Annotated in this window: 9 protein-coding genes; all 9 read right to left on the bottom strand. The window is 37.3% G+C overall.

Features of this window, described 5'->3' with window-relative positions; genetic code table 11:
• Positions 1 to 7 precede the first annotated feature (7 nt).
• Complete coding sequence (locus QZ657_RS10030) at positions 8 to 589, bottom strand: heme-copper oxidase subunit III (RefSeq protein WP_276471568.1); 582 nt, start codon at positions 587 to 589, stop codon at positions 8 to 10.
• 2 nt (positions 590 to 591) lie between these two features.
• Positions 592 to 1494 (bottom strand): heme o synthase, encoded by a 903-nt coding sequence (gene cyoE, locus QZ657_RS10035; protein ID WP_291966652.1) that lies wholly within the window; start codon positions 1492 to 1494, stop codon positions 592 to 594.
• 226 nt (positions 1495 to 1720) lie between these two features.
• Complete coding sequence (locus QZ657_RS10040) at positions 1721 to 2425, bottom strand: energy transducer TonB (RefSeq protein WP_276471566.1); 705 nt, start codon at positions 2423 to 2425, stop codon at positions 1721 to 1723.
• Positions 2426 to 2487: 62 nt separating this feature from the next.
• Positions 2488 to 2838: a VanZ family protein gene (locus QZ657_RS10045; RefSeq protein WP_366934165.1), complete on the bottom strand. Its 351-nt coding sequence runs from the start codon at positions 2836 to 2838 to the stop codon at positions 2488 to 2490.
• 34 nt (positions 2839 to 2872) lie between these two features.
• Positions 2873 to 3253 (bottom strand): glycine cleavage system protein GcvH, encoded by a 381-nt coding sequence (gene gcvH / locus QZ657_RS10050; RefSeq protein ID WP_276471565.1) that lies wholly within the window; start codon positions 3251 to 3253, stop codon positions 2873 to 2875.
• Between the two features lie 122 nt (positions 3254 to 3375).
• Positions 3376 to 10560 carry a cell surface protein SprA gene (gene sprA / locus QZ657_RS10055; protein WP_412759685.1) on the bottom strand — a complete coding sequence of 2395 codons (7185 nt, stop codon included), beginning with the start codon at positions 10558 to 10560 and terminating at the stop codon, positions 3376 to 3378.
• Between the two features lie 5 nt (positions 10561 to 10565).
• On the bottom strand, positions 10566 to 11147 hold the full coding sequence (gene ruvA / locus QZ657_RS10060; RefSeq protein WP_291966653.1) for a Holliday junction branch migration protein RuvA: 582 nt from the start codon (positions 11145 to 11147) through the stop codon (positions 10566 to 10568).
• Positions 11148 to 11220: 73 nt separating this feature from the next.
• The gene (locus tag QZ657_RS10065; RefSeq protein WP_291960453.1) at positions 11221 to 13515 is read right to left on the bottom strand and encodes an NADP-dependent malic enzyme; all 2295 of its coding nucleotides are present in this window, start codon (positions 13513 to 13515) and stop codon (positions 11221 to 11223) included.
• Between the two features lie 122 nt (positions 13516 to 13637).
• A complete protein-coding gene (locus tag QZ657_RS10070; protein WP_291966656.1) occupies positions 13638 to 14954 on the bottom strand; it encodes an MFS transporter in 1317 nt (438 codons plus the stop codon).
• Positions 14955 to 14958: the final 4 nt, after the last annotated feature.

A 14958-nucleotide genomic window follows, 5' to 3' on the forward strand; every position in this document is an offset into this window, starting at 1 on the left:
ACACTTTTTATTTTACAAAGAACATAAATAACACCAAATAGACCCACAATAAATCTAAAAAATGCCAAAATGTTGCCCCTAAGGTAACACCTAAATAGTTCTCTTTACTATATTTTCCCTTGTTTTGATTATACAAAACCACCAATAAAGAAATCATACCTGCCACAACGTGCACTACATGCACCATTGCAATCAAAAAGACATATGAAACTTTAATACTACTAGTTGGTCCGGTAAAGTAATACCCTTGTGCCACCATTTCAGAAAAACCCGAAAATTGCAAAAAGATAAAAAGTATACCTAGACCTAACGTAATCCAAAGCCATTTAGTACCGCTGGCATTTTCACCATCTTTAATAGCCTTTTTTGCCAACATATAACTTATACTACTAATAATGATAACGATTGTACTGTACAGAAAAGCATTTGGCAGTGAAACATCACTTGACCAATCTTCTCTTGAACTACTTACAATGTAAGCACTTGTCCATCCAGCAAAACCCATTAACAAGCTAATAATTCCAAACCAAAGCATCATCTTCTTCGCCCTGGCGTTCTTCTCTGCCTCGGTACCTTGTGTTAAATCCATAATTAAGCTAAAAATTTATCTATTACGTAAACCATTTGCATCAGTGTTATGTAACTGACACTTGCCAACATTAATTTTCTTGCAGATACATTATCTCTCTTTCTATACAATTGAAATGCAAACGCCAACATTACCGCCCCCATTAAAAAGATAATTATGGCCGAAACTATTGATAGTTGCAACCTACCGGTAATTCCAAAAACAGGAATGATAGAAACCGCCATCATCCATATAGTGTACATAATAATTTGCAACACCGTAGCCGCATCTTTTTTACCTGTTGGCAACATTTTAAATCCGCCAGCCCTATAATCGTCATCCAACATCCACCCAAGCGCCCAAAAATGTGGAAATTGCCAAAAAAACTGAATCATAAAAAGAGTACCGGGCTCTATACCAAAATCATCTGTAGCTGCCACCCAACCCAACATAAAAGGAATTGCCCCTGGTATGGCACCAACAAAAACAGCTAATGGTGTTATTGTTTTTAAAGGAGTATAGACACTGGTGTACAAGAAAATGGAAATAGCCCCGAACATTGCTGTTTTCGGATTCAAGAGATATAATGACAAAATACCCAGTAATGTTAAAACAATGGCCAGTATCATGGCCGTGTTCACCGTCATACGACCAGCAGGAATAGGTCTATTTTTAGTACGCTTCATTAAAACGTCTAAATCTTTCTCAATAACTTGATTATAAGCATTACTTGCACCTACCATACAATAACCGCCAAATGCCAATAACAACACTTGCCCCCATAGTATTTCATTGGCCCCAAGGAAATAACCGGCAATAGAAGAAAAGACGACACTTACAGCTAATCTAGCCTTGGTAATCTCCTTAAAATCGGCAAAAATCAATGCAACAGCACTTTCATTTTCCGAACCAACAGCCATCTTCATATTTCTTTTAATAGGGGTGCAAAGATAACGCCCCAGTCATATTTCTGCAACCTAAATGCTTTATTTCTAGTATTATTGAAAGTGCCCTTCTGTATACCATTCTACAACGGAAAAAATAACAACACAAGACTTGTCTTTATAAAGACAATTGAGCTAAAAAAAATGATAAAAAAAATCCCGAGCATTTTGCCCGGGATTTTATATGTATTGAAACAGTAACTAAATACTATTGTAATTTAAAATTGATAGGAATACTAAACGGAACACGTACCGCTCTACCTCTCTGCTTACCAGGGGTCATTTTTGGCAACTTACTAATAATTCTAGCTGCTTCTTTTTCTAGGTTTTTATCTGGACCACGCATTCTAACGTTACCAATACTACCATCTTTTTGTATAACGAACATTACACTAACCCTACCTTGAACACCCATTTCTTGAGCAATTTCTGGGTAACGGAAATTCTTACCAATGTGCTTTTGTATCATTTTGTTGAAACAAGCCCTTTTATCGCTTTCATTTTCACAACCTGGGAATACAGGCACATCTTCAATAACTGCGAAAGGTACATCAACGTCTTCTTCGATTTCATCAACAACAACGTCCTCAACTTCAACGATTTCCTCTTCTTGACTAGTTTCAGTAGACTCGATTACAGTTTCCTCAACCTCTTCTTCATCTTCTACAACTTCAATAATTTCTGGTGCAGCTGGTGGCGGTGGTGGTGGTGGAGTTTTAATCTGTTCTGTCATTGGAACTTCTTCATCTAAAAGATCATCCACATTCATAGAAATATCATAATCATTCACCTCATCATACGTTTTCCATTCAAATGCTACATATGTAAATAGCATTACTGCGAACAAACCGATAACGAAATAAAGACTACTGTTCTTTGTTAAATCCGCTTTAGGATTCTTTTTAGGTTCCATATATTTTCAATTTAGTGATTGCTAATTTAACTAATTAATCGATAAAAATGCAACTAAAATTTTCATTTTAACGAGGGCACTCGAAAAAACAGAAATCTAACGACCAACAATCCTACAAGAGCTCCGGTAGAATTTGCCAAAGCATCTAGCGGATCACCATGCCTGTCAGAAGTTGCCACATGTTGTAATACTTCAATAATTATGCCGTAGACTATCGCGAATAAAACAATGTACCACAACAACTTAGCCCTGCCTACCAATTGTTCTTTATTTTTGGGTATAGCCAAGTAACCCAGCACCACCATTACAGAATAGAAGGTAAAATGTACGATTTTGTCCATATGCGGAATATTGAAGCTAGAGGCACCAATTCCCGAAAAAGAAAATAAGCTGAAAAATGTTACAAACATCATCCAGCTTATGAAAAGTATTTTATAAATAGTGTTTTTAACCACCAATTATCTCTTTATATGCAGCATCGCTCAACAAATCATCTAATTCGCTAGCATTGCTAAATTTAATTTTTACCATCCAACCTTCACCGTATGGGTCACTATTTACTTTTTCCGGCTCATCTTCAAGTGCTTCATTAAACTCGATAATCTCACCGGATAAAGGAGAAAACAAGTCAGAAACAGTTTTTACAGCTTCAACTGTTCCAAAAATAGCTTCTCGTTCTAAAGTTTCATCAAGAGTATCTACTTCTACATAAACAATATCACCTAATTCACCTTGTGCGAAATCTGTAATACCTACAGTGGCAACATCACCATCGATCCTTACCCACTCGTGATCTTTTGTATATTTTAATTCGGCTGGTATATTCATTATAATCGTTTATTATTTTACTTCGGCAAATGTAAAGTTTTCAACTTAGGTTATCAAAACATTTATAAATGTTTAATAAGGCCTCATTTAATCTGTATTCAACTTTTTATTAAGTTTCCAAATTAGTTGCCAAAATTGTAGCGAATTGTAAACCCGGTATTAATGGTTGTTTGCGGAAAAGCAGTGGAGACTGCAAATTGAGAGAATGAATGATCATAAAAGAACAATGCATTTAAGTTCTTACTTAGCGCATAATCTGCAGTAAACTTCAATGACATTAGATTCTGACCAGAGGTTATTTGATTATTATTAATATCTAAATTTCTAATAATAGTAATGTTATCTCTTAAAGTTACATCCGCTTTCAGATTTAAATCACCTTTTAGCCTTGTTTTATTACCTCCAATATTGGTTACAAATTTTACATCTTTAAAACGATACCCTAAACCAACCGTATATTCTTTACCATTAATCTCGGTCATTAAATCATTATCAAAACTTAATGACAATGTTCTATCTGTTCTTACTTCCGCCAATACACTAACAGAATTCTTCATTTCAAAATCTACCCTTACCAATGGGTTAAATTGATCTGTAAGCACCACATTGTTTAAAATAAGATCGGGCAAAACATCTAGATTCTCTGCATTAATAGCATTTTCACCATCTTTGATCAATTGAACCTTTTCTAAATTCGTTTGGTACGAGTTTATACTATATGATGCGCGATACCCGTGGCTTAAAGAAAAACGCTTGAATTTCTTTTTAAACCATTTGCTCTTCATTAGACCCGTATATTTAATACTCCAGTTAGGTATTGGAATATCTCTAAACGTATCTAAGTTTACGCGTTCGGCATCTTGGCCCGTATATGCTGCAAAGAATGCCGGTAACAAAACATCTTGTTGCGTTTTACCATACAATTGCGGGAAACCATCTTCATCTAACTCACCTACAGGTTGTGAACGATCGGAAATTAATCTATTAGCTATTGTAATCCTATTATCCTTAAACTGTTGAAAGGTACTTGAGTCAAACTCATCACTCTTACCAAATGCAGTACCGATCATCATAGTAGAGATACTAAAACTACCATAGTTATTGCCCAACTGAAGATTATATTCTTGATCAACAACATTAAAATTCTCTTGATAACTATCAGAATATTGTCTGTCCGCGACCAAATCTATAGTAATATCTTTGGTTGGTTGCGCAGTAGCGGTAATGTTCAATTGTTTGTTTGTTCTTTGGATGAATTGCTCATTAAATTCTTGAAAACCGGTTAGCCAACCATTTCTAGCCGCTTCATAACGAACATCTGACTGACTACCGAACAAGAAACCAATAGTGGGTTTCGTAGTACCTACAAAGCCTACAGATTGTGTATACCCAGGAAGTACGGTACCATTGTTCTCACTGTAGTTGAAATTCAATCTTTTTACCATGGTAACAATATCTACTACGGTATTGAACAAATCACTTGTTTTACCTTTAATTTTTTCTTGATCTTCGGAGACAGCACCAGATTTATCCCTTCGTATAGGACCGGCAGTTGATGCTCTTGGAGCGGAACGCTTTTTAAGTCCGATAAGATCATAGAACTTTTGCATGGTCAAAGACGAAGTTATTGTATGTGTATTTGCATTTTGCACGGTGTTGATATATTCACCGGCAACCTCGAACAATGCATCACCACCCCTTTGCCAATCAAAATTACTGGTGTAAGAATATTGTGTACTAATAAAATCTAACGCAGGTATTTTAGAAAATGGCACCTCATAGTTCAATTGCATTTGCTGAGAATGTCTGTTTGGCTCACCTACATCAAAAAAGCCATCCCATAAACCTAATTCATTTCTAATTCTATCTATTGATTCTACAGGCTCATCTTCGTTCAAGTAATTTCTAACGATATTATTATTGGAACCTGTTAAGTTCAATCTAAGTGATTTGGTCAAATTATAATTGACCGCATACTGCCAATTAAATAAATAATTACGCTGCTGAAGCTCCGGCAATTCTATTCTGTCCTCACCATCGGTATAAACATCCCTAAAACGTTGTGCATTAAACTGCCTATTGATATTTGAGGTAACCCCAATATTTGACGGTAACAAGTTTAAGTTCAAATCTTTCAACCATTTCCAATATTTACCCGTTAAGAGCGAATCCTTTTTGGCGAACGGTGCAATTTCAACCGGTTCAAAACTATGATTATATACAAAACCGGTATTTACATTCTGTTCTTTTAACTCAGCAATTTCAAAATCCCTATGGTCTGTTTCGTTATAACTATAGTTAAAGGTGAAGTTTTCAATATCGTAGAAATTAGCATCGGCCTCTTCACTACGGTCTTTACGCACACCAATTAAGTTAATACTGGTACGCTTTGTATAGTCTTCTGCCTGCTCTAAAACCTCATCTTTACCTTCTTGGGTATCTTCGGCTGCTATTCTATCCGCTAGTTTTAAATCATCATATACAGGATCAAACTCCGGTGTGATCATCTGTTCTGATATTCCGTAATTAAACGGTAATTGAATACCCCATTTTTTAGGAAGCAATTGCCCAACATTAACATTGGTAACAACATCATATGAAACGGCATCTTCACGTGCACGCTCATTTGGCATTTGATCTATTGAACCAAAACCAGAAGTACTCTTACTACCCGTTGCACTAAAGTTGGCAAAATCTGCAATATTACCGTCAACTGCGGCAATTGCGGCCCAACCACCGTTATTATCCAATCCTGCAAGGCGTAGTTCATTAAACCATACTTCACCTCTTGCCGGTAAAATATCCTGGTTTTTAACCCCCACCATCATAGTACGTATACTACCTAAAGAAGGGTTACCTTTAATACCAATACGTATTCTACCTGGTGTACGAACATCAAACTCACCAACAGGTATTACTTCACCATTATCAATTTCAAAGAACCGAACATCACTAAGCTCACCATCTGCAATCCATTGCGACTTTACTTTTGTCAAATCGCTAAGCAAAATATTCATCTCGTTGTTCTCTGGCCAGATTTCATCATCTGAAACCGCCGTAAAAGGCGTAAACTCTAACGGTAATTCTATTTGATAGTAGTTTTGGGTAAAATCTGTACCCATACGCAAGAAACCTACCAAAGGTGTAGAGGTATCCGCATAATCACTATCTATAATTTTTTCGGCATGTATGAACATTTTCAATTTCTCATATTGACGAATATCAACGTTCAAATTTTTAAACACTCCGCGTGAATCTTCAGACTCTAAATTAGAAACTGTCAATGAAAGGGATTGCTCGTTCTGGCGAATAATGGTGTTGTTATTATTTAACTGTTCCCTAACCACACCAGGAGGCAATACATACGGTATTGGGGTTCTACTACTATTTTCTTCTATGTTTACGGTATTTACATCTAAGGTAGTACCGTCGTCAGAGGGATCACTATCAATATTTTTATCTTGTAATGTACTTGTATAGGTACGCCAATCTCCCCTAACCAAATCTAAAGTTGCAAAACGCAAAACTGTAGGACTATTAAACCCTGTCATGTACATACGCATAAAACTGATAGACCTAAAATCTGTTATACCGCCTATGGCATCTGTAAAGTCGCTCAATGGAACTTTATATTGTATCCAACGGTAATTAACCTCATCTCCGTTTAATATTCTTGGTTCCCCACTTGCTGTACCTTCAATGATATCGGTTACATACTTATCGTTAATAGTAGTATTCGGCTTAATAGCAATACGGTACTCATAATAGCTATTTACGGTATTCATTGTTAAATCTCTATCTACATCTTCCACATCTGGTAATGTAGTTGAGCCCCTGTCCGTATTTGTTACCGAAACAGGCGAGTTCCCTTGTGGATTATTAAAGTCTTGATATCTTTCTAAAATACTACCTTCTCTATTTAAATAGTATACATAATTATCCAATGCAGGATCACTGCCCGGGTTACTGGTATATACATCTGCTTCACGCACATCATCCAAACCATCAAAACCGGTATCCTGCAAAACCCTATTATTTTCGTCAGCATCAAAAGCATAGACCAAAGATTGCGTTGCGGGCACTTCGCCCCAAGAGGTAGGCGAAACAAAATCGTTACTGTTTACACCGGGCAAACCGTTTTCATATTGCTTTTTACCATCGCGCAAAATATCCTCGGATATATTACCAAGGTTAAGCACCAATTCACCCGCACCATTGGCAATACCATCAACATATGGGTCCATTACCCAAAACTGAACAAACTCCACATTACTCTGCTCAAAATCCGTACTACTCAAAGAACGCATCATACCGCCCCATTTTTCCGACGGAGCTTCAGTTTCAAAATCCGGGTTGTTATTATACGGTCCTTTAGCATTTGGATAGTAAACCATATCCAAAGTGGTCTGTACTTGGGTTTGCCCTTGCGCCACATCTGTTTCTGGAAAAACTTCATCAATATAAACCCTACGGGTAGCGTTGATGGAAAGATCGTCATCACTAACAGAAGCCGGTCTTTGCGTAGTATAAAATATGGGATCAATAGTATACCAAGATAACTTGGCCCTACCGTAACCGTTCAATAAGTTATTTAAATCTTCCGGCGAACTACCAAACGGTTGATCATCATTACCAAACTCCAAAGGCATACTCGCAAGAGACCACCCTAACGATGCCCTAATATCTATTAATGCCTGCGCACCTTCAAAATCATCCAAATACGTAGTTGTTTCCCCTTCAAAATCAGCATTTTTAGGAGAATTGGGTATCAAGGCCGCCATTTCTGCCCTTACCGATATATTGGAAGGCACATCTGTATCTATATTTGGCAGCTTGTTCACCATACGGGTCAAGAAAGGCACCTCTGTAGAAAAGTTAGTATTTAAACCAAAAATAGTATTGTTTACAGACTCTACACCATAGGTAGATTTCTGTGTTAACGGACGTTCGTTCATATTCAATAACGTACCGCCCAAAACAAATTTTTCATTGAATTGATGCTCTACGTTTACACCGGTAAAACGACGCGTTTGCTGACCGAACACAGCATTATTCTCTACCGATATGTTAATAGGCACATTTGAAGCCTCTAAACTTGGATCTAAAATTTGAACCGTACCAGATTGATAATTAACCGTGTAATCTATACCCTCTTGCAAAGTCCTACCATTTGCGGTCACCGTCACAGAACCTTGAGGTACGTTAAATGCACCTATAGAAATACCATTACTTCCTTCAGATTTATAAGAGCCCTTTAGCAAAAACTTATTCTTCTCCGGATCTTGAAGTGCCGCAGTTTTTGTTAAAGCATACATATCCCTGAATACATATTGCTCTTGGTTGGCATTATAACCAGAAGTAACATCATACTGGCCACTGTTACCATTCTGTAGCTTTTCATATAAGAACTCTCCAAAAGGTTCTACTTTGGTAAAGATGATTCGGCCGTTTTGCACATCTATAGTCTGCCCACTAATGAAATCGAAAAATCCGTCTCCACCAGGTTGTATATCGTTATAGACATTTAATCTATCCAAGTTAAATACATTTAATAGAATAGTCTCTTCTAAACCTTCTGGCCAACCAGAACCCGGACCTTCTTCTACCGGGGTTATATAATTTCTTGAAGTAGGATCAGAATATAAAATATTCATCTTAAAATCTTCCTGACTTAAACTATATGCTCCTGTAGCATAAATATTCTTCATCATCAAGTCCCAAATAGGATCAGAGATATTGGTGATATTACTTTTAAGAAGTTTAAGTATTAATGTATTATTCTCAATTACGGCACTAACGTCTTGTGTAACGGTAGTAGCTTCTATACCTCCATTTGCAAATTCACCTACTTGATAAACTTGACCTTGAAAGGTGTACTGATAGGCAACACCCAAAACTTCGTCGTTACTTAGGCGTTGATTTAAGGATATATAACCCAATTGTGAGTTGAAATCATAATCCCTACCCTGCTCTAATTTTCTTGCATTCTCTAGGTACGCATAATCAAAACCCTGGTTTGGAGAATATCCTCCGGCAAAACTACCCGCATTAAATCCACTTTCAACAGTTGCAATCTCCCTAATATTATCGTTTAAGGCACCACCTCCAGAAAGTATTAAAGCGGGGTCATAGTCATTAGCGTTATTTCTAGGTCTTACATCTGCCGGACCGTTGAAGAAGCCAGCCCCACTACCATTATTTTGACCTACCCTGGTCTTGGCAATATTAGATTCACCTAAATCTTGAATTGCCACTACATTACGTACATTCAATGTTTGCTGAGTTCTGTTGGTAACCCATACTTCTATTCGGGTAATCTGTACTTGGCTCTGTATATACGGATAGGCAGATAGGGCATCATCATAATTGTCCCTAAAATATTGTGCCAGGAAAAAGTGTCTATTTTCGTCATAGTCCAGGGCGGTCAACGTAAAATCATTTAAAGTACCCCCACCCTGAGCAACTACGGTATTATTTTGTGAACGTTGTTCAGAAAAAACTGCGGTCACAGAGGTTTTGCCAAACTGTAATTTTGTTTTTACACCAAATAAACTTTGGGCTCCCTGAATCAAAGAGCTATTAAGTGGCATATTCACGTTACCTACTTCTATAGACTGGATAATATCATCTTCAGTAGGCGTATAATCTAATTTTACAATGTTCTGAAAATCGAAAGTTGCCTCGGTATCATAATTAGCGGTCACTTGCAAGCGCTCACCGATCTTACCTAACATACTAAGACTTATACGTTGATCAAAATCAAACGAAAGGTTAGTTCTATTTCTAGGCGATAAAGAAGGGTTGTCATTTTTCTGCCAAATAACACCTAAATCCATTGCAACGGATCCTTGGGGAATTATCTCAATAGTATTACCTCCAAAAATTGTAGAGAAGAAATCATTATTTACATAGAAGTTGGGAAGTAAATTTTTACGTGCTTCTTCACTACCTTCTTTTTTACCCGAATAAGCATCGGATTTTTCTTTAAAATATGATTTAATTCCTTCTTCCCTGATCAATTTAAAATATTGATCCGGTGTAAGAATTATAGGATAACCAATATTAAAATCGCCCACACTCTCATTATAGATATAACGATCAAGTTTAGGGTCATAAATATATTTAGACACAATGCTTTCTGGATTCTCAATAAGAATTCTTCCAAGATCGTATCCTGTCTTTACCGAGTCTACCTGCTGTTCTTCTGTTCCTTGAGCTACAACACTGGTTATAGAACCCAAAAACATAAAGAATACAAAGACGTGCTTAAAAGAAATTTTAAGAAATTTAGTTACCCCGTTTTTCAAACTTTTTACAAATTTTTGAGCGCGAGTTTTATTATGCCCTCGACACTTAGCGAAGCATCCTGACCAAGCACTTTATCGACAACCCTCTCTGATTGTTTGCGTGCGAAGCCCAGAACTTCTAAAGCAGATAACGCTTCATCTTTATTTGTATTGTTTGTACTTAACGAAAGTTCGTCTATATCGTAAACTTTTAAGACCTTATCCCTAAGATCTAAAATTACACGTTGTGCCGTTTTGGCACCGATACCTTTTACCGCTTGTATAGAAGCAACATCCCCATTGGCAATGGCATCCCTGACCTGAGAGGGAGACATAGATGAAAGCATGGTTCTGGCTATACTTGACCCAATACCCGAGACAGATAACAATAACCTAAAAATTTCACGTTCAGATTTTTCCACAAACCCGAACAATGTGTGAGAATCTTCTTTCACTTGAAGGTGCGTAAAAATGGAAATATTTTCCTGCTCCGGCAACTTGGAAAAAGTATTTAAAGAAATATTTACAAAATACCCTACACCACCACATTCAATAATAACATGAGTTGGGTTTTTCTCTACTAGTTTTCCTTTTAAGTGATGTATCATGATCTATTTAAATTAAAAAGGGAAATAAGTATAGCTACCAATTTCCCTATTTCAGTTATTAATTACGTAAAAATTATTTTGAACCTTTAGCTTTTTTGCGCTTTTCGCGCTCTTGAGCATCAATTACCGCTACTGCCGCCATGTTAACTATCTCATCTACACTGGCACCCAATTGCATAATATGAACCGCTTTGCGCAAACCTACCATAATAGGTCCTATAGAATCTGCACTATTCAATTCTTTCAGTAATTTATAGGTAATGTTAGCCGATTCTAAATTTGGGAATATAAGAGTGTTTACTTTTCTGCCTGCAAGCTTAGAAAACGGGAATTTACTTTCATGAAGTTCTCTATTTAATGCAAAATCGGTTTGTATTTCCCCATCTACCACTAAATCTGGCTGAGTTTCATGAAGAATACGAACCGCTTCTCTAACCTTTTTAGCATTAGGATGTGTTGAGGAACCAAAGTTAGCATAGCTCAACATTGCCAAAACGGGATTAAAGCCAAAATTAGAGGCAACATTAGCTGTCATTTGTGCAATATCAGCCAATTCTTCTGCATTGGGCTCTATATTTATTGAAGTATCGGCCAAAAACAACGGCCCTCTATCGGTAATCATAATGTTTACCGTAGCCACTTTCTTAACCTGACTTGCTCTACCAACAACTTCTAAAATTGGTTTTACCACCGTAGGGTATGCCCTTGAATAACCAGAAATCATTCCATCCGCATCGCCTTCCATTACCATCATGGAGCCAAAATAATTACGCTCGCGCATTTTTATTTTTGCGCTGTAAAAGGTTACTCCGCTTCGCTTTCGACTTTCCCAGTATTTGGTAGCATAACGTATATGGCGTTCATCGAATTCTTCTGACATTGGATCAATAATGGCAAGGTCAGCATCAAACTCCAACTCTTTCTTTAATTCAAGAATGATATCTTTTCTACCTAACAGAATAGGAATTGCAATACCTTCTTCATAAACTATCTGGGCCGCTTTTAGAACATCTAAATGGTCAGCTTCGGCAAATACAATTTTCTTGGTATGGCTACGTGCCCTGGCATGAAGTTGACGAACCACTTTATTATCGTTGCCCGAGCGAAGCATCAACTCCTCTCTGTATTTATCCCAATCATCTATTGGTGCCTTAGCAACACCACTCTCCATTGCTGCCCTGGCTACGGCAGGTGGTATTTCATATATTAGTCTTTGATCAAAAGGCTTGGGAATAATATACTCTTTACCAAAAGTCAATCTTGTTTCGCCATAAGCAATATTTACTTGCTCTGGTACGGGCTGTCTAGTTAAATCTGCCAAAGCTTTTACTGCCGCCATTTTCATAGCTTCATTGATTGCTGTTGCCCGGACATCTAACGCACCTCTAAAAATAAATGGAAAACCAAGTACATTATTTACTTGATTAGGATGATCGGATCTTCCCGTTGCCATAATTATATCCTTACGTGTAGCAATTGCTAAATCATAGGCAATCTCAGGGTCTGGATTTGCCATAGCGAACACAATAGGGTTTTCCGCCATAGATTTCAACATGGCCGGAGTAACAATATTGGCTATAGAAAGACCAACGAAAACATCGGCATCTACCATAGCCTCATCTAGCGTGTCTATTTTTCTATCGGTAGCAAATTCTTTCTTTGCAGGTGATAAATTATCGGCATCCTTTCTAATAACACCTTTACTATCAAGCATTACTATATTTTCAGCTTTAGCGCCAAACGCCTTATACAATTTAGTACATGATACTGCGGCAGCACCCGCACCACTGATAACAATGCGAACTTCTTCCATCTTTTTGTTGGAAAGCTCTAATGCGTTCAATAATGCAGCTGCAGAAATTATGGCCGTACCATGCTGGTCATCGTGCATAACAGGAATATCCAGCTCTTCTTTTAGCCTTCTTTCAATTTCAAAAGCTTCTGGAGCCTTAATATCCTCAAGATTTATGCCTCCAAATGTTGGGGCGATCATTTTAACGGTTTCAATAAACTTATCTACATCTTCAGTATCCACTTCAATATCAATACCGTCTATATCTGCAAAAATCTTAAAAAGAAGACCTTTACCTTCCATCACAGGTTTTGATGCCTCAGGACCAATATTTCCTAGTCCAAGGACAGCGGTACCATTAGAAATAATGGCAACCAAATTACCTTTAGATGTATATTTATAGGCGTTATCCTTGTCCTTTGCTATTTCTAGACATGGCTCTGCAACACCAGGTGAGTATGCCAAAGCCAGATCACGTTGTGTACTATAAGGTTTAGTAGGAACTATTTTTATCTTACCAGGTTGTGGCTTGGCATGATAAATAAGTGCTTCTCTTCTTAGCTTTTCATTGCTCATACGCTTCTATTTAAAAAAACAAATTTAAAGGTATTCTGTAAGAAAGCATTATGAGGATACGTATTTATACAAACAAAATAAATACCACCGATCAAAAAAGCTTTTAGCTAAATATGATATCACTAATCAACCATACTTTCTTTACTCGAAACATTAAGTCTTAATGCCAGAAAACCAGATATCGCAAAAAAGGCTCCTGCAAACAACATGGCATTAATTGCATTATTTCCAAGTAAGAATTTATAAATTGGACCAAAGGTAAGGGTCTCTATCCCCATAGGAATTACTATCATCATATTTAGGATTCCCATATATACGCCACGTCTTTCTTGAGGAACTACTTTTGATACCATCGTATAAGGTATACCCATCATAGCCGCCCAACCGATACCAAATAAAACCATTGGCACCAAAACCATTACGGGATCTGTGATATACGGAATAGTGAATAAAGAAATGGCAGTACCGAACAAGCTTAACGCATATACCTTTTTTCCACCAAACTTAAGTGTAAGCGGTACCAAGGCCAAAGCCACGACCATGGTGACAATATTGTACGTTAAACTCATTTGTGCGGATTGTGAAGCAGCTTCTCCCGTAGTATAACCCATAGTCAATTTAAACAATGGTGTAGTATACTGCCAATAAATGAATAAAGCATACCATTGAAACAAATACACGGCGCCTACCTTCCACATGAATTTTGGCATCTTCTTTATAGATTCTGCAATTTCTCTAAAGGGCAAGGCAATACGCTCCGTCAAAGGTTTGGACTTTGCTTTGAGGATATCTGTCAACTCTTCAGATGAAGGCGGAATTTCAGGAGTTTTTAAAACCGAAAAAAGAATAGTCGTAATAGAAAGAATGGCTCCAATGTAGAATGAATAGTACAACCAAGTAGGAATTGTACCCGCAACCTCTACAGATTCGCCACCGAACAAATATTGAAACAGCACTATAGATCCGTTCGCCAAAAGAATACCGGCACCTACAAAAAGACTCTGCATCTGGTACCCTAAACTTAATTGATTGTCCGGCAATTTATCTCCAACAAATGCCCTGTAGGGCTCCATTGCCATATTATTGCCCACATCTAAAATCCATAACAAACCAACTGCAAACCATAAAACAGGACTCGTTGGGAAAGCGAACAAACACAAACTGCCCAAAATTGCCCCGATCAAAAAATAAGGTTTTCTTCTACCCCAACGCTGAGACCAAGTTTTATCTGACATTGCACCTATGATTGGCTGTACGATCAAACCGGTTACAGGACCTGCAATATTTAAAATAGGAAGCATATCTTCTGGGGCACCCAGGTATAGGAAGATTGGGTTTATAGCTGTTTGCTGCAATCCAAAACTATACTGAATTCCTAAAAACCCAACATTCATATTGAATATTTGCCAAAAACTTAAACTTGGTTTGCTTATTTTCATAATA

The organism is Maribacter sp., from assembly GCA_020629415.1.
GTDB lineage: Bacteria > Bacteroidota > Bacteroidia > Flavobacteriales > Flavobacteriaceae > Maribacter > Maribacter huludaoensis.

What these genes read in the sequence shown, in the direction of transcription:
- QZ657_RS10030 (WP_276471568.1), bottom strand. Translation starts at nt 589, where the DNA reads ATGGATTTAACACAAGGTACCGAGGCAGAGAAGAACGCCAGGGCGAAG.
- ruvA (WP_291966653.1), bottom strand. Translation starts at nt 11,147, where the DNA reads ATGATACATCACTTAAAAGGAAAACTAGTAGAGAAAAACCCAACTCAT.
- cyoE (WP_291966652.1), bottom strand. Translation starts at nt 1,494, where the DNA reads ATGAAGATGGCTGTTGGTTCGGAAAATGAAAGTGCTGTTGCATTGATT.
- gcvH (WP_276471565.1), bottom strand. Translation starts at nt 3,253, where the DNA reads ATGAATATACCAGCCGAATTAAAATATACAAAAGATCACGAGTGGGTA.
- QZ657_RS10070 (WP_291966656.1), bottom strand. Translation starts at nt 14,954, where the DNA reads ATGAAAATAAGCAAACCAAGTTTAAGTTTTTGGCAAATATTCAATATG.
- QZ657_RS10045 (WP_366934165.1), bottom strand. Translation starts at nt 2,838, where the DNA reads ATGATGTTTGTAACATTTTTCAGCTTATTTTCTTTTTCGGGAATTGGT.
- QZ657_RS10065 (WP_291960453.1), bottom strand. Translation starts at nt 13,515, where the DNA reads ATGAGCAATGAAAAGCTAAGAAGAGAAGCACTTATTTATCATGCCAAG.
- QZ657_RS10040 (WP_276471566.1), bottom strand. Translation starts at nt 2,425, where the DNA reads ATGGAACCTAAAAAGAATCCTAAAGCGGATTTAACAAAGAACAGTAGT.